This window comes from Zobellia russellii (genome assembly GCF_044597075.1).
In the GTDB taxonomy this organism is placed as follows: Bacteria; Bacteroidota; Bacteroidia; order Flavobacteriales; family Flavobacteriaceae; genus Zobellia; species Zobellia russellii.
The window spans coordinates 1,534,583-1,559,676 of sequence record NZ_CP139000.1 but is presented as its reverse complement, the minus strand read 5'-3'; the positions used below and the strand labels follow the sequence as shown (position 1 = coordinate 1,559,676).

Here is a 25,094-nt window from a genome sequence, read left to right as displayed (position 1 = left end):
TTTTTTTGGTTAGGGTTTGCTGGGCGCGTCTACATGTTAAGACATTACAGTACAACTTCCAAGATTTTTAGAAGATTGGGTGTTGTCAATATATTGTCAAGTTTTTTGCGGGCCTTAAACCTAATATGAGCTTGTAAATTCTCTAAGTTGACTTTAGTGAAATGTTCATTTGTTGTACCCTTTAGCACATTCGTGGCTCGGGGATGAGCGATAAAATTAGAATTTAGCTACCTCAAATAGGGCGAAACAAAATGGTATCGTCAATAACAACCACATTATGAATTTAAAACACCTAGTGGCACTTTCAGTCGCCATTGTCTGTATTGCTTCCTGTGGCAGTTCGGACAAAAAAAATCAAAATGATACGGCGCAGCTCAGTACTACCGATACCGTTAAAGTCTTTCAGCCTAATTGGGAGTCTATCAAGAAAAATTATAAAGATCCAAAATGGTTCAGCGATGATAAATTCGGGATTTTTATCCATTGGGGCGCCTATACGGTTCCTGCTTTTGGTTCCGAATGGTACCCAAGACGGATGTATATGGATACCGCAACTTTTTCCGCGACCCTAAAACCAGGAAAGAAAGGGCCTAATGCAGCATATACACACCATAAAAAGACGTGGGGAGACCAAAAAGAATTTGGCTACAAAGATTTTATTCCCATGTTCAAGGCCGAAAAATTTGATGCTAAGGAATGGATAGACCTTTTCAAAAAATCAGGTGCTAGATATGTAGTTCCAGTAGCGGATCACCATGATGGTTTTGCTATGTACAAGTCAAATACAACCCGTTGGAACTCATTTGATATGGGCCCGAAAAGGGATGTTTTAGGTGAACTTTTTAAAGAAGGCCGCGAACAGGGTTTGAAAATGGGCGCTTCTTCCCACTTTGCCTTTAACTGGTCTTTTTATAATAAGAAGGATAAGTTTGATACGGTTGACCCAGAGTATGCCGATTTATATTCTAGCAAAGGAAAAGATTTAAAAGAACCGGTTTCCGAAAAATTTAAGGAGCGCTGGTGGAATAGAACAATTGATTTGGTAGATACGTACCAACCTGATATCCTTTATTTTGACTTCTATGTAGATATTGATGATTTTGCAGACTTAAGGCCAAAATTGGCAGCTTACTATTACAATAAAGGTCGTGAGTGGGGAAAAGAAGTTTTGATCAATGATAAGAATTTTGGTCATGAAGCCTTTCCGGAAGGCACGGTTATCTATGATTTGGAAAGAGGGAAACTTCCAGGTATTAGAAAACTGCCTTGGCAGACCGATACTTCAATAGGTAAAAATTCTTGGTCACATGTTACGAATTGGGATTCTAAAACGCCTAACCAACTGATAGACGATTTAGTGGATATCGTTTCTAAAAACGGAAACTTATTGTTGAACGTTGGTCCTAAAGCAGATGGAACTATTCCTGATGACCAAAAAGAGATTCTATTACAAATTGGTGATTGGCTTACTGTTAACGGTGATGCTATCTACGATACCAGATATTGGAAAACTTTTGGAGAAGGTCCAACAGAGGTCAAAAAGGGGCATCATTCTGAAGGGAAAAACAAAGAGTTTACGGGTCAAGACATTAGGTTTACCCAAAAAGGGGATAAGTTGTACGCCATAATGTTGGCTTGGCCAAAGAACGGTAAGATTGATATAGAGTCTTTAGGAAGTGCAAATACCTACGCCGAAGGTTTGGATATCAAAGCAGTGAAGCTATTGGGTAGTGATGCTAAAATAGATTTTGAGCAAACTAAGGAAGCACTTACCATTAAGGATTTAGGTAAAAAATCGGGTGAATACGCCCACGTGTTAGAGATATCTATTTAAGATTAAGCTCTACTTTAAGATTGTTTTTTTTGTGTTAGTTTTGAGTGCATCGATTGTTCATAGTCGATGCACTTTTTTTATGCCTCTAAGTGTTTTCTTGTAGGTTAAGGAGTATTGCTTTTTAGTAGTTCACCTTTGACTGTAACCATAAAAAAGGCCCGTTCATTGTAATGAACGGGCCAACTTTGCTTAGTACAAAGTGAATTTAAAATTTATTTTTCAGCTCTGTAGTTCTTTAATATAGCACTAATATCTAGAGGGTCTTCCATATCTTTTTGTAATTGCATTAACTCGGAAAACATAGTATCTACTTTCTCTTTGAATTCAGGCTTGCCCGCCAAATCGTTCATTTCTTCTGGATCAGCTGTTAAGTCGTACAGCAATACAACGTCCATTTTAGGATATACGATCAGTTTATAGCCATCTTTGCGTATCATACGCTGTAAGTCTATGTAACCATTATAAATAGCATCATAATGACTTTCTTTACGTTCTCCGTCTACAAGGTCTAAAACACTGTTAAAGAATACATATTCGGGTTTTTCAATGTTGGCCAATTCTAAGCTTGTTGCCATGGCATCTTGTAAATAGATATCGGCATCAACTTTTTGGTTTGCAGGAATTTTAGGCCCAACGATCATAAACGGAGCACGAACGCTATGGTCAAACTGACTTTGCTTTCCAAGAAGGCCATGTTTGCCCATTGCCAAACCGTGATCTGCCGTAAAAATGATATAGGTGTTATCCATTTTACCAGTTTTCTCTAATCCATCTAGAATCTGCCCTATTTGAAAATCCAAATGAGAAATGAGCGCATAATACTCTTGTGTATGTTTTTTTACGGCATATTCAGTTCTGGGAAAAGGAGCTAGTGCTTCATCTCTGAGACTTGGGCCATTGCCCATTCCATCTTTATAAGGGTAGAGGGGAAGAAAACTTTTAGGAACACTTATTTTTTCTATAGGGTATAGGTCTACAAACTCTTGTGGTGCCTGTCTAGGGTCATGTGGGGCGTTAAAGGCCAGATACATAAAAAATGGCTTCTCGCTCGTTTTGGTCTGGTCTATGAACCCAAGGGCATCATCTTTAAGTACTTCACTCCAGTGTTTACCACCCTGCCAGAAACCACCGTACTTCATATCTGTAGGAGTCCAAAGTGTATCATTTTCATTTTGAGGTCTATTATAACCTATAGGCATAATATCTTCCGGTTTTTTACCTTCTTCTTTTAAGGTTTTGAATTTGGCACCGGTATTTTCCGTGGCCCATGCATCGCCGGGCATACCTGGGCGAACGTGAACTACATTTTGAAAAACGTTTTGGGCTTTGGCATCTACGTGCCATTTTCCTGTCATATAGGTGTCATATCCTGCGCCTTCCATGAGTTTACCCCAAGTTTTGTCAAACTCCTTACCGTTACTCCAATTTTCGCGAAATTCGTTTACTTCCCAAAGCTTACGTCCGGAAATGATCATGGCTCTAGATGCTGCGCATATGGCACCGTTCCAACCTCCCATGTTAAAGGCATGGGTGAACGTAGTGCCTTTATGTACCAATTTATCTAGATTGGGAGTTTGAATTTCTTTGTTCCCTAATGCATTTATGGCCGAATAGGTCATATCATCGGCAAATATGAAAACTACGTTAGGTTTTGATGGTGTAACCTCTTTTTTCTCAGCTTTACAAGAGAACAGCAGCACTGAGATGAGGGCAAGTGTTAAATTTTTCAAAGGATTAAATTTTAAAAATGATTTATTGTATTTCGTTTATTTGGTCAGGGTGAAAATAAGGATTGAATCTTATTAAAATTACATTGGCCGAATTCTTTAGGATGAATTTATAGTATTTAAACGGATATTAGGACGCATCTGTAGCCTCATTTTTTTTATTGATTTGACGAACATACTCACTTGGTACCACTCCAAATTGCTTTTTAAAACATTTTGAGAAGTAGGAGGCCGTACTGAAACCTGTTTTGTACATAATTTCCTTTACGGAGAAGTTACTTTGGTCAAACAGCTGTACCGCACGCTTAAGACGAACGTTTCTGATGAACTCGCTGGAAGAAAGCCCGGTTATCTCTTTAAACTTAAGATACAGTGTGCTGCGACTAAGGCCCATTTCCTTCACGAGCATTTCAACATTAAAATCGGTATTCATCATGTGTTTTTCCACGATTTCAATAGCTTGACTAAGAAATATTTCATCCATTGAGGTTACTACCACTTCACTGGGTTGTACCGTTATTTTGCGGTTAAAACGTTTTCTTAAATGTTCGCGTCGTTTTATGATATTGGATAGTTTTAGCTTGAGCAGTTCAAAATCAAAGGGTTTACGTAAATATTCGTCCACTCCCAATTCCAAACTTTCCAGTTCGCTTTCCTGAGAGGATTTAGCGGTTAGGATGATAATGGGTATATGGCTGGTTTCCGGTTGGCTTTTCATGGTTCTAGAGAACTCAATACCATCCATTATGGGCATTACAATATCGCATATAACAATATTGGGCATTATTTTTTTAGCTATTTCAAGACCCTTTTTACCATTTTCGGCCTGGTACACTGTGTAGAGCTTTCCTAAAACCTTGCTTATGAACGTTCTAATATCAGGGTTGTCATCTACCACTAATAAAACGGGAAGCTTGGAGCGTGTTTTGGAAATACCCTCGTCAATAAGGTCGTCGTTTAAACCAATGGCAAAAGATTCGGTTTCAGAAGACCTAACCAGAAAATCGTTGTCCGAGACATCTTTGCAGCTTATTTCCTCAATATTGGTATAGGCTTCCTTGTCTTTTGGCAGGCGAACAATAAACTTGGTGCCTTTATCGGGCTTGCTGTAGACTTCTATTGTTCCCTGATGTAATTCCACTAGGTTTTTGGTAAAAGAAAGGCCAATTCCTATGCCTTCCGGATTTATCTTGTCATTTTTTTCGCCATTTTTGACCGAGTTGAACCGTTCGAATATTTTTGAGATTTTAGACTTAGGAATACCTATACCGGAATCTTTAACCTGAATGACAATTTCCTTTCTTTCGGCCACTTCATCCTCCGAAATTTTTATTTTTATTTTCTGACCGGCTTCTGTAAACTTGAAAGCGTTTGAAAGCAAGTTGTTCATGATTTTTTCCAGTGCTTCGTGATCAAACCAAGTAATCAAAGTTTTACTTGTGGTTTCCAACTCAAAATCAATAGACTGTTTATGGGCCAAGAATTGAAAGGGCTCAGCAACTTCTTGTAAAAATGCAACAATATCACTATGCCTCATGACCAACCTCATTTTACCTTGGGTTATTTTTCTGAAATCCAGTAGCTGGGTAACCAATCTCATGAGGTAATTGGTGTTTTTTTGCATAAGACCAAGTTGTTCCTTTAACGATTTTTGATCTAATGAAACTAAATTGTTCTGAACATATTCCAAAGGCCCTTTAATAAGCGTTAAAGGCGTTCTGAACTCATGGGAAATATTGGTGAAGAACTCCAGTTTCATTCGGTGGAGTTCTGCCGAGCGTTCCCGTTCTACGGACTCCAGCTCTAATTGGTGCTTTTTAGAGGTACGGATAAAGGTATATCTCCAGAAAAGCCATAAAAGTCCTAGAACCATGAGGCCATAAACTATATAGGCTGTATTGGTAAGCCACCAAGGTGGAATAATATGAATTTTCAATAAGGTAGGTGTTGGATTCCAAATACCGTCATTATTGGAAGCTTTTACCTTAAAAATATAATCGCCCGGTTTTAGGTTGGTATAGGTTGCGTACCGTTTTTTTGCGGAGGTTTCTGTCCAATCTTTATCAAAACCTTTAAGTTTGTACGCGAATTTATTTTTTAAAGGTGCCGCATAATGTAGCGCGGCAAATTCAAACGAAAAGTTGTTATTACCGTAACTTAATTCTATTTCTTGGCTCTTACTTATATTCTTGTTAAGGATTACCTGACCGTTTACTTTTTCACCAATTTCTACTGATTTATTGGAAATAAGCAAATCTGTTATAACCGTTTTTGCCGGGTATTTATTTTCTTTTATCTCCTCTGGGTAGAACGCATTAAAACCATTGATTCCTCCAAAAAGCATTTCGCCATCGGCCCTTTTCACACAGGCAAGTTCTTGAAATTCATTGTTTTGAAGACCATCACTTGAATTGTAGTTTATAAAGGTTTCTTTTTCTGTGTCAAAACGGGATAAACCCTTGTTGGTAGATAACCACAAATTTTGTTTACTGTCCTCAAGAATACCCTTTATGACATTGTTGGGCAGGCCATCTTTTGTAGTGTAGTGTTTAAAAGTAGGGGGCTGTTCATCCGTTCCAGGAATAAGTTTGTTGAGCCCTCCGCCAAAAGTACCTATCCAAAGGTCCCCTGTACTACTTTCAAAAAGGGAAAGAATATAATTATGGCTTATAGAATTGGCTTGTTCAGACTTGTGTTTGTAAACTTTAAATTTTGGACGTTTTTTATAACGCTCTTTCTCGGTAAGCATACAAAGGCCGTCTCCGGTTGCGAACCAGATATTACCATTGCGGTCTTCAAGTATGTTCCGGATAATGTCACTAGATATAGCGTTGGATTTTCCGGGGTAATACCCAAAATTCTGCTTTCTAAAATGCCCTACGGTATCCGTTTTTATCCAGCGGTGTACCCCGGAATTATAGGTGCCTACCCATATATTTTCATTGCTATCCGCCAGTAAACTAAAAACCCCATACTTTAAATCGGTTTTGTATAAGTTGTCTTTGGAAAGATCACCTGGTTTAGTGAGGTCTAAAAAAAAGAGTCCCGGAAACCCCTCTGACCCGATCAGCAATGTTTTCTTGCCACCAATTAGCGTTTCATCAATAGCAAATATTTTTGATATGGAACCAAAATGTTTAAAGTGATTGTAGGAACCTTTGTCGTGTTCTTGTTCCAGCATATTTAGTCCACCGCCTTCCGTACCAATCCATAAAGTGCCGTTACTGTCCTCAAACATAGACCTGATTTTGTCATAACTCAGACTTTGGGGGTCAGAGGTGTTTCTAACATGTTGAAACTGCTTTCTCTTTGGGTCAAATGTATTGATGCCACCACCATTTGTGCCTATCCAAATAATACCGGTATTATCCATGAATAGGGATTTTACGATATTCTTGCTCAAACTTGTAGGGTCTTTAGAGTCGTACTCAAAACGTTTTAAAAACGTGGGTACGCGATCATCAGTGAAGTTTTCAAAGTAAGACAGTCCAATATCGGAACCCGCCCAGATATGGTTGTCCTGGTCTAATAAAATATTATTAAAGGCTCCTTGTCTAAATTGTTTAAAAGGTTGTTTGTCTGTATTTGTTTGGCAGTACAACCCTCTGGAAGTGGCTATAAAAAGACGGTCATTGGCGTCTTGGGTAATGTGCTTAATAGTAGTTTTGGGTAGGCCTATGTCTTCCGTAATATTATCAAAAAAATCTCTACCTCTATCATCTTTTTTGAGTTTGTACAGTCCGTTTTTCCCCCCTACCAGAAGGCCTCCTTTGTGATCCTCGTGAATTGTACTAACGGATAATCCACTATACTTTGATATAGAGGAAGCTATTTCTGAATTAAAGTGTTCAAATTCTATTTCCTCTGATTGCGAGTTAAGGTCTAAACGGTCCAGGCCATTTCGGGTACCTACCCATAAACGATTTTTACTATCTAGAAATACCTTGGTAATATGGTTGCTTGATAAACTTTTGGGGTTGTTTTTATCGTGTATGTATTGTGTGAATTTTCCAGTAGTAACATTAAAAAAATTAACGCCGCTCCCGGTTGTTCCAATCCACAGGTTACCTTCATCATCTGCAACAATGTCAAAAATCAAGTTACTGCTAATGCTATCGGGCCTATTGTTATCTAAGTTATAAACGGTAAACTCATAACCGTCATACTTATTAAGACCATCATGTGTACCGAACCACATGAAACCAAATTTGTCTTGGTAGATTGTATTGACATCGCTTTGCGATAGGCCATCTTTTGTTGATATGTGTTGAAATGCAATTTGTTTTTGACCAAAAGCACTGGTTACATAACAGAGCAAAAGGAGTACAAATACGCAGGTAGTTTTTATTTTATGTATTAATGTAATCATTCAATAAATTGAATTAGTAATTAGGGTCCGCTTCAATCAACTAAGATAACGGGTAATTTATCCATTTTTGACAGGTTATACCAAATCTAAAAATGAAGGAAAACGAGCATATGTAAAAGTCTGAATTTTACTTAGACCTTATCATCAATCTAAAAAAACCAACTTTCCAAAAGCTGTTCTTAATTAAGATAACAATTTAAGGTAAAACTAAGATTTGGTGTAGAGTATATGGTTTTGACCGTAAGCCATATGATTAATTTAACGTGTTTTCTGGCCAAATGTCGCAAGTTTTTAAAGAGACTTCCAAGATTCGTTTTTTTCTAATGTATGTGCTATAACCCTTTATATCCGATTATTTGGGTATAGTACAAAACCCCGGTATACACGGTCTTTTTGCTAACAAAATATTAACGTTTTAGAATTTTTCATAAAGAATCTGTAAAAGTACAGGGTTCACTAATTTGATGTTTTTTGATTGTTTTTGCCGCTCCATTCTTTACTTCATAAAATATTGCTGATTAACCATATACGGCACAATGTTATTTGGTCATTAATCATATGATTCAAGGATCAAATCATTTGTGATTATCTCATTGAAATAAAAAAGGAACATTTGTTTAACTAAACTTTAACAATGAGAATGTATGAAAAACAAACTACTATTAATTAGAAAATCCAGGCATAAGCTCATGACGCTTATGTTGGGGTTGTGTCTTGGTTTTGCTCATGCCCAAGAGCAACCTGTTTCTGGAACGGTCTCGGCAGATGGCGCACCATTACCTGGGGTAAGTGTGGTGGTGAAAGGAACCCAAACGGGTGCCGTTACAGATTTTGACGGTCTGTATACTATTAACTCCAAACCTACGGATGTACTTGTCTTTAGTTATATAGGCTTTGCAACTAGGGAGATTGCCGTGAACGGTAAAAGCACGGTAAACGTTAGTTTAGAGGAAGACGCCTCTGAACTGGACGAGGTTATTGTGGTAGGGTACGGTACCCAACGAAAAAAAGAACTTACCGGCGCGGTAGTGCAGGTAAAATCAGAAGAATTGGCCAAAACAACTACCGCAGATATCGGTACGGCGCTACAAGGGCAGATTGCCGGTGTAAATATTACGGCCAGTTCTGGACAACCGGGTGAGGAAGCCAATATTCTTATTAGAGGTTTCAGCTCACTTTTAGATGGGCAAAACGGTCCGCTTTATGTAGTTGATGGTATACCATATAACAGTGACCCACAATTAAGTATAAGTGAAATAGAATCTATAGACGTACTTAAGGATGCAGCTTCGGCATCAATCTACGGTACGCGTGGTGCAGGCGGTGTTATCCTAATTACAACAAAACAAGGTAAGGTAGGTAAGATGGATATTCGTGTGAATTCCGAATATGGGGTACAGGATATTACCTCGGGAACGCCACTTATGTCTTCCTATCAAATTACGTATATGGAAATGCTTAGAGGGGCACTCTCAAGTGGTAAGGCGCAGGGAGGTGTAAATGCAGAAATTCATAGAAACCGATCTTGGTTTACGAATGATACGCAACTAGATGATTTAATTTTAAACGATTTGGCGCCTATTCAAAATCACTCGGTTAACGTGTCTGGTGGTAAAGCCGGTCTTACGTATAACTTCAATGCTAGTTTTTATGATCAAGCGGGTATTATGATCAATTCTGATTATAGCCGATTCAATATCAGGTCCAACACCCAATTTGTAAAAGGGAACTGGAAGATAGCAACAGGATTGACTTTTAAAAGAGACGAAAAAACATTGCCCAATTATGGCGTGTTCAACAAAATTTTGGAATATAAGCCATATCAACCGGATATAGAACTTGGTCAAACCGAATTAACCGATGTTACTGAAGATGATGTAGACGAACCGGGCGGAATAGGCCCCATTCAAAATTTGGGTGGTGTAGCCAGAAACCTTAATACCAAAGAGGTAAGGGATGGGACTAGTAACGGAGCCAACATTCAGATAGATTTGGATGCAACTCCATCATTAAAATTTACCGCTAGGGGCGGGGCCAATTTTTCTCATGAGAAAGGGGTGCGTATTATACCAAGGTTGGACGTTTTTAATACTGCCGGAGATTTAATACCACCTAATCCTTGGGATATTTCTTTGATTCAGACCGCTGTTACGGATAATAACAAGTTAACTTTTGAGGGGATGGTGAACTACCATAAAACGTTTGGAAAACATGATGTAAACGTTTTGTTGGTAAACTCTATGGAACGTACGGAAAATGAATACTTCCGGGCAGAGAAAAGAGATAATGCAGATGCTGCGGTTACTGTTTTTGATGGATATACAACAGGAGATTTGATTACTTCCGGCGGAAGGGACTATACAAGAACCCTCATTGGTTACTTGGGTAGGTTACAATATAACTATGATGGAAAGTATATTTTTAGTGGAAGTATAAGAAGGGACGGTTCGTCTCAATTTAGCCCACAGAACAGATGGGGATGGTTTCCTAGCGCCTCGTTTGGATGGAACGTTTCCGATGAAGCTTTTTGGGAACCTATTAAAGAAACGGTTAATTCGTTTAAGATCAGGGTAGGATATGGAACCACTGGTAACGATAGGTTTGCATCGTACAGTAATCAGGCTGTTGTTGATTTAGGGCAGGATTACGTGTTTGGGAGTGCAGATGTAGACCCTAGTTTAGATTCAACCACGGAGACACCCGCCTTGGGAACTACCCAAGAAAGGTATGCCAATGAAAATGTAAAATGGGAAACATCCAAAGAACGCAACTTAGGGGTTGATCTAGCCTTTTTTAATGGCAAGCTTACCTTTTCCAATGATGTCTACGTAAGTGAAAAGAAAGATTTGTTGTTCGGGGTTGTCAATCCTCCGTCAACCGGTGTTTTTGGTTCCAATAGAAGCAGTATTCTTAATATTGGTGATATGAGAAATACAGGTCATGAAATGGCGTTGAAATTCAATCACTACGGTAAAAAAGGATTTAGTTGGAACGTAGGTATTACTTATGCCAAAAACGTAAATATGGTAACCAAGACCAGTCCTAACAATCCTATTATATTCTTGGATAACAGTTATATCTCGCAAAGAGGACCTCAGGAATTAGTAAGTGTTATTCGGGAAGGTTATGAGGCGGCCGCTTTCTTTTTACGGGAAACAGACGGTATCATAAAAACGGAAGAAGAACTAGAAGAATATCGTGAAATAGACCCAGCAGCCACTTTAGGCCAGTTAAGATATGTTGATCAACCAACCGTAGATACAGATGGAGACGGTGTTCCTGATGCAGGCGATGGTAAAATAGATCAAGATGATAAGGTGTACAAGGGCAGTGGTTCCGAAGACTTTAATATGGGCTTCAATTTTGGGGCTAACTATAAAGGTGTAGACTTCTCTATGAACTGGTACGGTTCACAAGGTGCTGAAGTAATGAACGGTAGTAAGGCCTATGCATATCAATCGGGAACCCATGCAGATATTTATTATTCATGGACTACCACCAACCCCACATCGGATATTCCATATTATGACGGTTCTCCACGTACCAATTCCTATAGGGATGCTTCGGATTATTTCCTAGAGGATGGTTCTTTCATTAGGCTTAGGAATGTTAGCCTAGGGTATTCCATACCATCAAAACTTACTGATAAGATGAAAATAGCAAAGCTTAGGATTTATGTTCAGGCGCAAAATGCACTCACTATCACCAACTATTCCGGATTTGATCCTGAAGTGGGTAATAACGGTTTTAGTAGTAGGGGTATTGACCAAGGTACATATCCGGTAACATCACAATATAAAGTGGGTCTACAATTACAATTCTAACACAAGAAAAGATGAAAAAGATATATAAAACAAAATTTAGAACAACAAATAGCCTCTTTAAGAGGGCTATGGCCTTGTGTGCGCTTGTGGTAATTTCACAGGCATGTAGCGACGATTTTTTGGATCAAACCAATCCAAACTCGCTTACTACCAAGAGTTTTTGGAAAAACAATACGCAACTTGATCAAGGGTTGAATTCCGTTTATAGTGCCCTAAAGAATAATGATATATTGGGTATTCAGAATGAATCCGTACGTACGGATTTGGCAGTACCTAGTGGGTTCAGACAGGCTACCAGACCCGATGAGATGTATTTTCAAGACTTTACGGCAAATACAAAATATGTAGAGAATAAGTGGAATGCATTATACCTGGGTATTTTTAGGGCCAATCAGGTAATAGAGAATTATGAACGACTGGCAGAAGGTTATAAAACCGAGGCCGCTGAAGAGAAGGGGTTAGAAGTATATGCTCAGGCACGTGCTTTAAGGGGCTATTTTTACTATGTTCTCAATACCAGTTTTAACAATGGTAATGTGCCATTGGTAAGTTCCGTACCCAAGGATTTTGAAGAATTTCAAAAGGCGTTGTCTTCTTCGGATGCGGTTCAGGCCTTTTACAGAGATGATTTACAGTACGGTATAGATAACCTACCCAAAACCTATTCGGATTGGGAGTCATTGGGGAGTAACAATCTAGGCCGTATTACTGCCGGAGCTTGCGAGGCCCTAATGGGTAAAAGTTATTTGGGCGAAAATGATTTTCAAAATGCCGAAGTATATTTTAAGAATGTAATTGAAAATTACAATTATGCATTAACCGAGGATATTGCTACAACGATAACGGGTATAGCTGAATTTAATTCGGAATCTATTTTTGAAATAAACTTTACCACCAATGTTAATCTGGAAACTACAGGAGAGGAATCCTTGGCGCAGAACATTACTTATATCGTTTACAATGCCAATATTCAGCCTAGTTCTTGGTTGGTCATGAAATACCGTGAGGATAAACTTGATCCGGCTGATCCAGCGAACATCAACGTTGGAGCAGATGTGTACAACGAAAATGGCGAAATAATTGGAACGGAAGACAGAATGCGGTTGTACAGTAAAAGAATGGGAGATTGTATGGGCCAAGTAGATGACCCGGATTCCCCAATGTACGGCGCCGTATGTGGAGAATATGGTAATGCTGCAGGGGTAGCCCCGTTTGCTAGAAACCGTGTAAATATGTTCAAGAAGTTCTTGCACTGGAACACTATTGGCGGTGGCGCAGGAGAAGATAGGTCTACCTTAATGAACAATCGTTCCGGAATTAATATTCCTGTTATTCGCCTGGCGGATGTGTATTTAATGTATGCGGAATGTATGATAGAATCCGGTAATCTGTCCGAAGCTTTAAGATATATCAACAGGGTTAGAAAACGTTCTCACTTGGTATTATTGGGTAAGTCTTCCGAAGCCGGTGCAGAGTTTAACAATCTGGAGACCACCTATATGGATGATATTGATTTTGATAGTTCTAACGGGGAACAACCTGTTACGCTTCAGAATTTAATGGAACATTTACGTTTTACGGAAAGACCGTTGGAATTGTCCTTGGAGGGCGATCGCGCTACGGATTTAAGACGGTGGGGCAAATTTAAGGAGCAATTGGTAAACCTAGCTTCAAAAAGATATGACTATTGGCATTTTGAGAAGAATCTGAACGGTAAACATGGAACAAGGTTTAAATGCTATTTGACCATATCCGGAGAAGAGCCAACTACCTACGAGGCAAAAAAGGTTTTTAACCAACCGCCTGAAGTTCAAGATTGCCAAGTGGGTGCGGAGAAGTTTAACGAAAGTTTACATTCTTACTTGCCAATGCCACAAAGTGAAATAGACTCTAACCTTAACTGGGACGAGTTCGTTCAATAAAATCAAACCTAAATAGAATAAAATGAGAGATATAAAATATAGTATTAGGTTTATTTTTTTACTGCTAATTATTGTTGGCTGTGAAGATGATGATGAATATGTAGCGCCCAATAGTTTTGTTGATGCTGCATTCACCACAACTTGGGGTACGGCTGTGGTAAAAGATATAGATATCAATAACTACGGATCGTTCATGGACTTGTCCAATGGTACTACCAAACACGAATGGACCATACCGGAAGGAACCTTTTTTCTAGAGGGGCCTTTACCTACAAGTGCAGATAGTTTTGAATCCTATGTCATTGAGGGTGCGGGTAAGGTTTCTGATGAACGAACGGTACATGTATTGTTTACCAAAGGAGACTCCCTAACTCCTGTGAAGTTGCATAATGAATATGAGGAATATACGGAGTTTGCTTTGCCCACAGGTTGGGATACGGAAACTAACTCGGTTATTATAGATACCTTAAGAACCGTGCAAAAGGGTTCGGCCTGGGTTCTGGATTATACCATTATTGTTGATGTTTACGATACTATCGTGGCAGATATGGAGATAAGGGATTTGGAAGGGAATACTATCGATTTTAAAAATCAAGCAGAAATCGATATTGAGTTTGGTGAGCAACTTATTTTTGAAGATTTAAGTCGCCAAAACAATACTTCCAGACCAACAACTACAGTTTGGACCATTCACACCATAGAGGAGAATGAAGAGGATGAGGAGAATATTATAAATGTAAACGAAGAGAAGACTATTGATACGCTAACTTTTAACAAGCGTATAGGTAAGTTTAAAGGCCGTTTGGTCTCAAAAAGAGATAGGACCGAAACTGTTAAGGCAGATGATGAGACCTTTGAAATACCGGTAGTTTTTAACGTTATCGCGTTGGACGAAAAATTAGAGCAGTTCGGTGATGTAATAGAATTGGCAGATAATACTATTGAAGTGCCTTTAAGTTCAAAATTGGTACCTCTTACGGAAGATGTTTCCGCCAACTTTGTAGTTGAAGTAAATGGTGCGGCTAAATCTGTTGCTTCTGTAGTACAGCGTCCTGCGGATGCCTCTGTACTTGTACTTACCTTGGACACTCCATTAGAGGGTGCTGATGCAGCTAATACGGTTACGGTTTCTTATGACGGTGGTAACGCTACGCTTAAATCCGTAGATGAACGCGTTTTGGAAGCGTTTGCCGATGTGGCCGTTCAAGTGTATGTACCCGTTCCCGTGAATAGGATAGGAATGATTCAAAAAACTACGGAGGAGGATGCTATTTTAGTGGCCTTTGACCAAGAGTTAGATCCTACTTCCATTACGGCTTCTGCAGATGCTACTATGGGCTTCTCGGTTATGCTAAACGGTGTTGCTTCAACTGTTACTTCAGTTGAGGTAGACCCTGCCAATGCAGCCGTTTTAAAAATGATACTTGGCGAAGAATTGTATAGAGATGATGAGATTACGGTTTCCTATGCAGGCCCGGGCGATATTCGTTCTATTGGAGCTGGGGAATTAGTAGACTTTGGTCCTGATATGGTTGTAGCAAACGAAGACAATGTTATAGGTGATGTAGGTAGTTTTGAGAATGCAATAGATACGGATTGGTTAAACACAGGTTCTAATGGAACCGGAGCTGCAGAAATTGTTGCGGCACCAACACCTGATGTTGTTTCTACGGTAGAACCCATAGGAAATGTCATGCACTTGTCCGCTCCTGACGGGAACAAACCTAATACAGTTACCAGTGGCACTTTTCCGTTTGAAGCGGGTGTTGTATACAGGGTGAAATTTAAAAGGTATTTGGGCAGTACCACCACAACTGCTTTTGCTAAGCATTATTTTGGAAATCAGCAAATTGATGATTCTTGGAACGGTGCGGAAGATATATTGGGAACTTGGCAGTTGGTAGAGTTTACTTTTACCGCAGATGCCACCTCAAACGGAACGGTAAGAATTCAACCCGTGCCAGGAGGAATAAGTGATGTTTATTATGACGATTATATAATTCAAGTAGATGATAATCGACCTTGATCAAGATTGTTAGTAGTGTTTTGATTATTTAGTTAAAACCGCTCTTCATGGAAACATGGGGGCGGTTTTTTTGGGTTAAGTACATTGGTACGAGGGTGAAAGTCGCAATCTGTTACAGATAAACCTATGCAAACTACAAGAGGAAAAGGTCAAGAAACCTTCGGTAGTGCTCTATTGAAATAAGGAGTACGTCCGTTAGGAATATTAAATCATCCTTCTGCTATATATTAAAGAAGCCTATGATTGTTTTTTGTTCTATTGAGCAACCAAAAATCAGTCTTTTATGCCAAAGTGAAATATAGCGGTTTCATCATATTTTTCTCCCGGTAGAAGTAAGGTAGAGGGGAAATTAGCATGATTGGGCGTGTCCGGAAAATGTTGTGTTTCTAAACAGAATGCCATGTGATCTGCATATTTTATATGATTTTTTCCTGTAAAGGTATCTCCAATTCCGTTCCCTGAATAAAATTGAACACCGGGTTGGGTGGTAGAAATAGTCATTGTTCTGCCGGATTTGGGTTCCCAAACTTCTATTACCTTTTTTAACTCTCCAACGGCCTTGTTAAAAACATAGTTGTAATGATATCCGTTAAAATCCAATTTATGAATGTTCTCACCTAGTGGAGTGGGTGTTGTTAAATCCCAATCCGTGCCCTTTACGGGAGCTAATTTTCCAGTGGGAATAATTTCTTCGTCAATTTCAGTATAGGTGTCCGCATCTATAGTAATGATATGGTCGTAGATTTTATCGTTCATACCATTAAGATTAAAATAGCTGTGTTGCGTCATGTTCACATGCGTAGCTTTGTCCGTAGTAGCTTCATAATGTGCTATAAGGCGGTTGTCATTGTTTAAGGTATAGGTTACATAACTATCCAAGGTTCCCGGAAACCCCATGGTTCCATCTTTTGAGAGATGGTGTAGCTGAACAGAAGGTCCTTGATCATTTACTACGATCTTCGATGCCCAAACTACACGATCAAATTCATTGCCACCATGTAAACAATGCTCGTTGCTATTTTGAGAAAGTTGATAGGTAGTTTGACCTATTTTAAACTGACCGTTTCTTATCCGATTGGCAACGCGGCCTATGGTTGCCCCAAAACAGGGGTGCTCGGCTTTGTATTGTTCCAAATTATCAAAACCGAGCACAACATCTTTAAACTTTCCATTTTTATCAGGAGCTAGGATGGAAGTTATGGTGCCTCCAAAATTGGTGAGTTTTACCACCATGCCATTGTCATTGGTAAGCGTGTATAAGAATACGTTTTCACCATTGGCCGTTCCCCAATTTTTGGAGGTAACCCCACTATGTTCTTGGGCGAACAATGGTGCTACGGCACAACAGAGAACCAACATACATAAAACACTGCTCAACTTTTTCATATCTATTTAGTTTGTTGTTTGCCGGATAAAATTAGAGAAAATTGATACCCTATTACTTTGGTTCTATAATATGCCCTCGTTCTCCTTCGCTGTCCGCAGTATAACGTAATACTTTAGGAAACCCATCCCCACGGGCATTGGTAATTTCTTTTTTCCAAACTTCTCTCATTTCCTTTAATTTGCTTTCCAAATTGGAGTCAGAAGCTAGGTTTGTGGTTTCTTTTGGGTCGTCTTTAATGTTAAAGAGCTCTTCGTACACTGCGGGTTCTCCGTTTAAAGGTCCTTCGGCGTAATCGCGGTAAACAGCAATATCCGGGTCGTGTACTTTGTACAGCATGGCGCTTGTATTGATACCCATTTGCTTTGCTGTGGCAATTTTCTTTAATGCAGAAAAGTTTTCGTTTTTATAATAACGTATATATTTCCACTCCTTATCCTGTACGGCCTCACATCTTGGGTTTCCAAATTGGGTAGACCATAAATTTTCAGTGTAAAGGTACGGGCGTACGGCCTGTTCTTCACCAGCTAAAAGTCCGGTTAGATTTTTACCTTGATAAGTGCTTGGAATGGTAACACCGGCCATGGTCATCATGGTAGGAGCAATATCTATGCTCTGTACCAAAGCATCGGAAGTTTTACCTCGTTTTGATTTCTTCGTATTGGGGTCAAAGATAATCATGGGCACGTGGGTAGTTTCCTCATAGCACAAGGCCTTTCCGCCAAGACCGAATTGCCCCATAAAAAGACCATGGTCAGAAGTGAAAACAATAACGGTATTCTTATCTAATTTTTGATCTTTTAATGTTTTCCTGAGCTGGCCTATGAGTCTGTCTATACCGGTCATAGCTTCCATTTGTCTAATATACCGCTCTTTGAAACCTTCTGGAGTATCTACATAGTCATAGCCTGTTTGGCGGTCTCCGGCATGATGGATTTCGGCAGGAAGTTTAGGTGTTTTTATATCTTTTCTTGCAACATAATTTTCCGGTAATGGAATATTCTGGTCTCGATATAGCGTCTTATAAATCTCATCGTCCGAATCTCTCATTTGCATAGATCCGGTACCGGCACCATGGGGTAGGTTAAAGCAAACGGAAAGCATAAAAGGTTTTTCCGTTGGTCTCTGGTCCAGAAATTTTATAGCACCGCCCAATTTTTGCTCGTTGGATAAAAAGTCCTGCACACCTTCGCCAACAACTTCTACTTGGGTATCATATTTAGCATCTTTAAAAATCTTATGGCGGTCTTTAGGGTAAAAGCCCAAGTGGCCGTGTCCTGCGTACCAGTAGTCAAAGCTTTTTTCCATAAGGCCACTATCATAACCACCTTCGCCAACGGGAACATGGTTCTTTCCTACCCAGCCGGTGTAATACCCGTTTTCTCGCATGACCATAGGGTAGGTGTTGGCCCAACCTTCTTTAGACATACTGGTGCCGGAATTAAAATTCACGCCATGCTTACGTTCAAATTGACTGGTTAAAATACTAGCTCTACTAGGAGTACAGATAGCGCTGGTGATATGGGCGTTGGTAAATAAAACCCCATCTTTTGCCAATTGGTCCAAATTGGGAGTCTGCACTATAGTATTTCCCGTGCAGCCCATAAGACCGTACTGTTGGTCATCCGTTAAAATGAAGATGAAATTGGGTTGCTCTTGGGCCGTAACCTGAACCGTTGCGTAGGTGTAAATGGCCAAAACAATAAGCCAATATTTAAACCGATTAGAATGTTTCATTTTGTCTGTTGAAATTATATTAATGCTTCCGCTTATGATTTATTTACCAGTTGGACCTTCAGCTTTTTTTCTAAAAGCCTCAAAAGCTTTTTCTTCTTTGATTACATTTTTTGCATGTGGGTCTATCCATCCCGGTTCTAGGTTCTTTGCATCCCAAGCCGTATATGCCTTTTCTAATTCGGCCACTTTTTGGGGATTATCGGCCGCTATATCCGTTCGTTCCCAAGGGTCGTTCTTTAGGCTGAAAAGTAGGGTTTTACTTTTATAAGCACTTTTGTAAAGTTTGTAATCACCAACTCTAACAGCATACTCAAAACCACCTACGGAACGCCAGAACAACTGTATATGTGGCAAACCGGTCTTTCCCTCTAAAATATAGGGCAACAATGTGGTGCCGTCTAATTGGGTCTCCTTTTTTACGTTACCTCCGGCTGCTTCCAAAAATGTTGGGAAAAGGTCTAATGAGCTAATGGGCTTTTTATAGTGCTGTCCGGCTTTTAGTTTTTTGGGCCATGTGATGAAGAAAGGGACTTTAATACCACCTTCGAACAACATGCCCTTGTGACCGCGGTACGGACGATTATCCGCATGTTCCGTACGACCTCCATTATCACTTAAAAATACTAAAATAGTGTTCTCTTTCATGCCGTTGGCAACAAGTGTAGAATCTATTCTACCAACATTTGCATCAACAGCGTTTACCATGGCCGCGTACACACTTCGTCCACCGTATTCAATATGTTTGGTATGTTCAAGATATTGTTTGGTAGCTTGGTCCGGTGCGTGCGGTGCATTGTAGGCCAGATACATAAAAAACGGCTTGTCATCTTTCTTGGTGATAAAGTCTATGGCCTCATCCGTAAAATCATCGGTAAGGTAACGCAATTCATTTTGTGGTACCGGTTTTCCGTTTCTAACAATAGTCTTGATAGGACCGTCAGGAATTCCCCAGTAGTTCATTCCACCACCTGCAAAACCAAACCAATGGTCAAAACCTTGATGAATGGGGTGTAGGCTAGGGTGGTCCCCCAAATGCCATTTACCAATTGCACTGGTGCGATACCCATGTTCCTTTAGGGCTTCGGGAATCATTTTTTCCGAAAGCGGAGTTCCTACCGTATCATCGTTTTCGGAATCGTAAGGCATATTGCAATCATGTCCAAAACGAGCTTGATAGCGTCCGGTTAAAAGTCCGGCTCTAGATGGACTACAATACGGATGTGATACATAACCGTTGTCAAAAATAACGCCTTGAGAAGCCAATTTGTCCAAATTTGGAGTGGGTATGTCCGTAGCTCCGTTAAAGCCAACATCTGCCCAGCCTTGATCATCCGTTAGGACCACTATGATATTCGGTTTTTGATTTTGTGCCATACCCGTTAAAGTAGTCATGAGACCTATGGCCAATGTGTAAATGAATTTTTTGCTCATGGTAATATCCTTTCCTTTTCTATTTCAATGTTATTTTGTAAACAAGTGCGGCGTCAGCTTCTGCCGGCATTTTTCTTGGAGCGGTAACCAATAGGCCTTCCGCTGTTTTTTTCCACTTTATTTTTTGATTACTGCCTAATACGGAAACCGATTTGATTTCCATATCCTTGGCCTTGTTCCCAAAAACGTCAAGAACGGTGTTGGCTTTCTCACCCGGCCATCCTAATTGAATGGCGTAAATGGTTTTGTCTTTTTTGGTGTAACGAATATCTGCCGAATTTAAATCGTATAAACCGGCTTTAATGGCTCCATAATCATTCCACTCATCTTCCGGGTTCCGTTTCATTTTAGTAGGACCCTGGCCGTAGGCAACAAAGGGGCGTGTATTGTAAATACTTTCGCCGTATAGATTTAACCAAGCCCCAATACCTTCCATGGATTTGGCCTGTTCTTCCGGAATAATCCCTTCTGCCATAGGAGCTGCAGCTAAAATCATTACTCCGTTTTTACTCACCACTTCAGCCAATATCCGAATAGCTTTTTTAGGGTCTAAAGCGGTACGCTTGTCTTTATTATACCCCCACGAGCTGCCCAATTGAAAATCTGTTACCCAAACTTCAGGGGCAATATCTATGACTGTAGCTCTTTCTAAGTTTACAACAGCTAAATCCGTTGGGAAAAATGAGCCTTTGGTGTTTACCACTACTTCTTTATTCTGCTCTTGTGCCTTATTGAAATAGTTGGCCAAAAATTGCTTACGGTAGTCCTCTTGAATATAGCCTTGGGCAAAATCCATCCAAATATAATCAGGGGAATAGGCATTGATTACTTCATTTAGTTTTCCCAACCATATATCACATTCTTCTTCGTACGTGGTATTTCCGTAAAGAATACGATACTCATCTTCTTGAGGAACTTCCGGATTAGTATAGGTTACCGAGTGTGTGCTTACCGGACGAAGAAAGCTATTCTCTTTTTTAGGATAAAAGTGCATGTGAAAACCATGATGAAACGTGGTCATGAATTTTAAATTTCGCTTTTTTACTTCGTCACCAATTTGCTTAACTACATCAATTTTAGGTCCCTTGTCAAAGGAGTTCCAAGGATTGACTTCACTTTCCCAAAGCGAAAAACCATCATGGTGTTCCGCAATGGTTCCTATGAATTTTGCACCCATGTTTTCAAACATATCCACCCACCGTTTTGCTGAGAATTTTTCGGCTTTCCATTCCGGTATAAAGTCGTGATAATCTACATCTCGCCCGTAGGTTTTGGTATGGTAGTCATAAACATCTTTTCCCCAGGTCTTTCTCCTGTCGTTTTCGTACATAAAACGGCCGTACCATTCATTTCCATTGGCGGGAACATTATAAACGCCCCAATGAAAATAGACTCCTAACTTAGCATCTGCAAACCATTCGGGAGCCGCTTTGTGTTGTTTTAAATTTTCCCAATCGGGACCAAATTTGTCTTGGGCGTAGCATGTGCCCATAAAGGCCAATACCAAAAAAAAGGTAATCTTGTTTTTCATTTAAATAATGTAAGTATGCTGGTTTATTTTAGTTCTTGAATTTTTATATTTCTGTAGGTAATCTCGGAGCCTTCGGCCTGAAGGGCAATGTTTCCTTTTTCTAAAGGCCTTCCGTTGGCATTTAAGAAGTCTTTCAGTTCATTGACCAATTGTCCGTTTTCATAGAATTTGGCGCTTTTTGAGCCTCTTACCTCTACGCGAACTTTGTTCCAACCATCAACTTCGTAATTACCATATTTATCACCTTCTATATAGGTTTTTTTTCCGCTGGAATCCAATAGTTTTTCAGAGCCGTCCTTTTGATACCATGTTACTTTTGGTCCTTTAATGACCCAGAGGTCCCCTGTGTCTCCTTCCTGAATCTGACATTCCAGACAGGTAGGCCAAATTACTTTTTCGCCTTGTACGTGGAATACGATTCCGGCATCGCGTTTGGCTTCTAGGCGAGGGGCAAATTTGCGCTCTCCCCACGTATATTCTAGTTCCAAATTAAAGTGACTGTATTCTTTGGTAGTGGTGATCATGCCAAAAGGGGCTTTTTCTCCTTTCCAGGCATAGAGTACTTCTATTTTGTTCTTTTTTATTTCGAATAATTTTTGATTGGAGGGCAGCTCACTTGGAGTGATAGTGTAGCTAGAACCGAGTTCATTTTTCGGAAATGGATTGGTCCATTCTAGCTTGGATTCTTGAGCTGAAAGAGAAAATAGGACACAAGAAAAAAGTGTCAACGTTAGAATTGAATTGATTTTAGTTTTCATAGGGTCCGGTCTAGTAATACGGTGGCAAATTCTAAAAAAAATGTCCGTTGATAAGCAACGGACATTCTTAATACTACCACAAATGTTTAATCTAGATTAATTTTAGCATAATTAGGCCCTTATATAGACCAAATAGCTAAGTCCTGGAAAATAAACCGGCCTTAATCGTAAATACGAATAATTTCGCCATTGCCTTTTCCATCAACACTTCTTACATACCCGTTTATTACTTTATTCATGGGAATAGGGTTGTGCCCAGGAAAATAATCCTTATATTTTTCATAGGCATCTTCTACCATGCCGGAAGAAACGGCATTTACCCTTATACCGTTTTCTATTTCTAATGCTACAGCTTGTACAAAGCTATGGATAGCTCCGTTTACCATGGCGGCACTAGTGGTCATGGCCACGGGGTCATCTGCCAAAATACCTGTGGAAAGGGTTATGGAACCTTGTGGTGCAAGAAATTTTTGGCCTATGCGAACCAAGTTGACCTGCCCCATTAATTTACTGTTCAGTCCTATATGAAAATCATCTTCCGTAAGACGGTCAAAATTGTCCCATTTTGCTTCGCCCGCAATACAGATTATAGCATCAAATTTGCCAGCTTGCTCAAACATATTCACTATAGAGGAACTATCTTTAATATCCACGAGAAAATCACCGGACGTTCTACCGGCTATGACTACTTTATTTTTTTTAGAAAAATGGGCCACTACTTTTTTTCCTATAGTTCCGTGTCCTCCAATAATCAAGATTTTCATAGTTTCTTATTTTTAGGTTAAACGTTTTCTATTGTTCTGTTTTGGTCCTTTTTTTCTGGTTTTGTAAATAGTTAGGGTGGCAATGATACTCCACAACATATTAGATACAAATGGAGGAATGGCACTGTAATAATAACAGTTGGTTGCAATTAATAATCCTCCAAGTAGGTTTAAGTACTTACTATAGCCTAGAAACTTTTTATTTTCCATCATTGTGATGGCGTAGGCCAAGATGATGAGCCCCGAGCCCGTCCATCCGAAAATATCGATTAACAATTTCATTTTAAATAGTAATATCTATATATGTCGATTTGATAGGTTAAAAAATTAGAGCAAAAATTTTGCAAATTCGGTAATTATAGCTTCGTTTCTTTTAAAATAGGACCATTTTCCATGACGCGTCATAATCAATAAGCCACATTTTTCCATGCTGGTCAAATAATTGGATATGGTTGATTGCGACAGTTTGGATTTCTCAAATATATAGGAAGCACAGACCCCATCATTAAAATGCTTTATGCTTACATGTGGCGGAAAGTTCTTTTCAGGTTCCCTGAGCCACTCCATTATCTGCATTCGGGTGTTGTTAGATAAACATTTACTTATTTCAACAGCTTCTTTAATATCCATATATACAAATATCGAAAAATATCGATATGTATCAAAAAAATATTGAAATTTTATTCAGGAAAATGTTGAACGGGACCATGCCCCATACCCAAAACCCTGTCTTTACCCTGTAAAATGGCTTTGTTTAAATAAGAACAGGCTTTTTTTACTGCTTCTTCAAGGTCGTGTCCCAAACTTAATTGTGCGGCAATAGCGGAAGATAAGGTGCATCCCGTACCATGTGTATTTTTGGTATGTATGCGTTTATTGGAAACGAACACTGTTTTCTGTGTATCGTACACGAACAAGGTATCGGTCATTTGGTCAGAACCTTCCAGATGCCCTCCTTTTAGCAAAACCGAGGTTTTAAAGGTGTTACCAATTTCTTTTGCAGCTTCGGCAACACTGTTAAAATCAATTTTTTTATCAATGAGGATTTCTGCTTCGGGAATATTAGGGGTAATGAGATAAGCATCGCCCAAAAAAGATTTTAGGCTATCTAATGCGGCTTTGTTTAGAAGTCTATCTCCGGATGTAGCCACCATTACCGGGTCTAGAACAATGTTCTTTACAGAATATTCTTTTAGTGTTTTTTTTACCGTTTCAATGACCTCAGCAGAGTGTAGCATACCAATTTTTATTGCTCCAAACTCAATATCCTCCAAAACTACAATTAGCTGTTTGCGTATGTGGGAGACGGGTATTGCATGAATATCAAAAACACCACGGGTGTTTTGAGCTGTAGTAGCCGTAATGACCGAAGCAGCAAAAGCGCCATTGGCACTAATACTTTTTATATCTGCCTGAATGCCTGCACAACCACCCGAATCACTTCCGGCAATAGTTAGAACACAAGGGTATACTGAATTCATAGATGCGGTAAAACAAGGGTGAGCCTAAGAAAACCAAATGTATCAAAATTATTTTAAAACAGACTAGAGCAGAAGTTGGGTTATTCAGGTATTAATTCTTACAAAAAAATAAATTGCAGATTCTCTTTCCTGCCTGTGTTATACACTTGGTCACGTGCTTTTTGGTCATTGTAGTTTTAGAGTTTTTTTAAGGTGAAAACAAGAAAACATAGAAGCTCACTACAACGTTGTAGTTAAATTTTGATTTGTATGTTGAAAAATGATACTCTTTAAAATACCGTAAATAAAGGCTTTATCGATGAAGTG

15 protein-coding genes are annotated in these 25,094 nt (G+C 39.4%); 4 read left to right on the top strand and 11 right to left on the bottom strand.

The genetic code is table 11. The features are described from left to right. The first annotated feature begins 277 nt into the window (after positions 1–277). On the top strand, positions 278–1,834 hold the full coding sequence (locus SJY45_RS06400; RefSeq protein WP_400073704.1) for an alpha-L-fucosidase: 1,557 nt from the start codon (positions 278–280) through the stop codon (positions 1,832–1,834). Between the two features lie 212 nt (positions 1,835–2,046). Here SJY45_RS06400 and SJY45_RS06395 read toward each other — a convergent pair whose 3' ends face one another. Beyond that, entirely contained in the window at positions 2,047–3,564 is a 1,518-nt protein-coding gene (locus SJY45_RS06395) for a sulfatase-like hydrolase/transferase (protein ID WP_400073703.1), read from the bottom strand. 127 nt (positions 3,565–3,691) lie between these two features. Then, the gene (locus SJY45_RS06390; protein ID WP_400073702.1) at positions 3,692–7,930 is read right to left on the bottom strand and encodes a two-component regulator propeller domain-containing protein; all 4,239 of its coding nucleotides are present in this window, start codon (positions 7,928–7,930) and stop codon (positions 3,692–3,694) included. Between the two features lie 644 nt (positions 7,931–8,574). Here SJY45_RS06390 and SJY45_RS06385 point away from each other — a divergent pair. From SJY45_RS06385 to SJY45_RS06375, 3 genes are read left to right on the top strand one after another with little or no spacing between them, the layout of a single operon-like run. Next, positions 8,575–11,754: a SusC/RagA family TonB-linked outer membrane protein gene (locus SJY45_RS06385; protein ID WP_400073701.1), complete on the top strand. Its 3,180-nt coding sequence runs from the start codon at positions 8,575–8,577 to the stop codon at positions 11,752–11,754. An 11-nt stretch (positions 11,755–11,765) separates the two neighbouring features. Then, positions 11,766–13,676 carry a RagB/SusD family nutrient uptake outer membrane protein gene (locus SJY45_RS06380; RefSeq protein ID WP_400073700.1) on the top strand — a complete coding sequence of 637 codons (1,911 nt, stop codon included), beginning with the start codon at positions 11,766–11,768 and terminating at the stop codon, positions 13,674–13,676. A gap of 22 nt (positions 13,677–13,698) precedes the next feature. Next, positions 13,699–15,702 (top strand): SwmB domain-containing protein, encoded by a 2,004-nt coding sequence (locus SJY45_RS06375; RefSeq protein ID WP_400073699.1) that lies wholly within the window; start codon positions 13,699–13,701, stop codon positions 15,700–15,702. A 273-nt stretch (positions 15,703–15,975) separates the two neighbouring features. Here the strand turns inward: SJY45_RS06375 and SJY45_RS06370 are convergent, their stop codons facing one another. From SJY45_RS06370 to thiD, 9 genes are all read right to left on the bottom strand, one after another. Further along, positions 15,976–17,088 (bottom strand): aldose epimerase family protein, encoded by a 1,113-nt coding sequence (locus tag SJY45_RS06370; RefSeq protein ID WP_400073698.1) that lies wholly within the window; start codon positions 17,086–17,088, stop codon positions 15,976–15,978. 52 nt (positions 17,089–17,140) lie between these two features. Then, the gene (locus tag SJY45_RS06365; RefSeq protein ID WP_400073697.1) at positions 17,141–18,823 is read right to left on the bottom strand and encodes a sulfatase-like hydrolase/transferase; all 1,683 of its coding nucleotides are present in this window, start codon (positions 18,821–18,823) and stop codon (positions 17,141–17,143) included. A gap of 39 nt (positions 18,824–18,862) precedes the next feature. Continuing rightward, a complete protein-coding gene (locus SJY45_RS06360) occupies positions 18,863–20,254 on the bottom strand; it encodes a sulfatase-like hydrolase/transferase (RefSeq protein ID WP_400073696.1) in 1,392 nt (463 codons plus the stop codon). Positions 20,255–20,273: 19 nt separating this feature from the next. Continuing rightward, entirely contained in the window at positions 20,274–21,785 is a 1,512-nt protein-coding gene (locus SJY45_RS06355) for an alpha-L-fucosidase (protein WP_400073695.1), read from the bottom strand. Positions 21,786–21,808: 23 nt separating this feature from the next. Then, a complete protein-coding gene (locus tag SJY45_RS06350; RefSeq protein ID WP_400073694.1) occupies positions 21,809–22,543 on the bottom strand; it encodes a DUF1080 domain-containing protein in 735 nt (244 codons plus the stop codon). A 161-nt stretch (positions 22,544–22,704) separates the two neighbouring features. Then, positions 22,705–23,307 carry a short chain dehydrogenase gene (locus SJY45_RS06345; protein ID WP_400073693.1) on the bottom strand — a complete coding sequence of 201 codons (603 nt, stop codon included), beginning with the start codon at positions 23,305–23,307 and terminating at the stop codon, positions 22,705–22,707. A gap of 12 nt (positions 23,308–23,319) precedes the next feature. Beyond that, positions 23,320–23,589: a hypothetical protein gene (locus SJY45_RS06340; RefSeq protein WP_215439740.1), complete on the bottom strand. Its 270-nt coding sequence runs from the start codon at positions 23,587–23,589 to the stop codon at positions 23,320–23,322. A 45-nt stretch (positions 23,590–23,634) separates the two neighbouring features. Then, positions 23,635–23,937, bottom strand: a complete 303-nt coding sequence (locus SJY45_RS06335; RefSeq protein WP_215439742.1) for a helix-turn-helix transcriptional regulator — start codon at positions 23,935–23,937, stop codon at positions 23,635–23,637. A 50-nt stretch (positions 23,938–23,987) separates the two neighbouring features. Beyond that, on the bottom strand, positions 23,988–24,788 hold the full coding sequence (thiD, locus tag SJY45_RS06330) for a bifunctional hydroxymethylpyrimidine kinase/phosphomethylpyrimidine kinase (protein ID WP_400073692.1): 801 nt from the start codon (positions 24,786–24,788) through the stop codon (positions 23,988–23,990). Between the last annotated feature and the right edge of the window lie 306 nt (positions 24,789–25,094).

Bases quoted from the DNA above. Each gene is read 5' to 3' on its own strand.
- SJY45_RS06385 (WP_400073701.1), top strand. From the start codon at position 8,575: ATGAAAAACAAACTACTATTAATTAGAAAATCCAGGCATAAGCTCATG.
- SJY45_RS06370 (WP_400073698.1), bottom strand. From the start codon at position 17,088: ATGAAAAAGTTGAGCAGTGTTTTATGTATGTTGGTTCTCTGTTGTGCC.
- SJY45_RS06355 (WP_400073695.1), bottom strand. From the start codon at position 21,785: ATGAAAAACAAGATTACCTTTTTTTTGGTATTGGCCTTTATGGGCACA.
- SJY45_RS06375 (WP_400073699.1), top strand. From the start codon at position 13,699: ATGAGAGATATAAAATATAGTATTAGGTTTATTTTTTTACTGCTAATT.
- SJY45_RS06340 (WP_215439740.1), bottom strand. From the start codon at position 23,589: ATGAAATTGTTAATCGATATTTTCGGATGGACGGGCTCGGGGCTCATC.
- SJY45_RS06350 (WP_400073694.1), bottom strand. From the start codon at position 22,543: ATGAAAACTAAAATCAATTCAATTCTAACGTTGACACTTTTTTCTTGT.
- SJY45_RS06360 (WP_400073696.1), bottom strand. From the start codon at position 20,254: ATGAGCAAAAAATTCATTTACACATTGGCCATAGGTCTCATGACTACT.
- SJY45_RS06335 (WP_215439742.1), bottom strand. From the start codon at position 23,937: ATGGATATTAAAGAAGCTGTTGAAATAAGTAAATGTTTATCTAACAAC.
- thiD (WP_400073692.1), bottom strand. From the start codon at position 24,788: ATGAATTCAGTATACCCTTGTGTTCTAACTATTGCCGGAAGTGATTCG.
- SJY45_RS06400 (WP_400073704.1), top strand. From the start codon at position 278: ATGAATTTAAAACACCTAGTGGCACTTTCAGTCGCCATTGTCTGTATT.
- SJY45_RS06390 (WP_400073702.1), bottom strand. From the start codon at position 7,930: ATGATTACATTAATACATAAAATAAAAACTACCTGCGTATTTGTACTC.
- SJY45_RS06345 (WP_400073693.1), bottom strand. From the start codon at position 23,307: ATGAAAATCTTGATTATTGGAGGACACGGAACTATAGGAAAAAAAGTA.
- SJY45_RS06380 (WP_400073700.1), top strand. From the start codon at position 11,766: ATGAAAAAGATATATAAAACAAAATTTAGAACAACAAATAGCCTCTTT.
- SJY45_RS06365 (WP_400073697.1), bottom strand. From the start codon at position 18,823: ATGAAACATTCTAATCGGTTTAAATATTGGCTTATTGTTTTGGCCATT.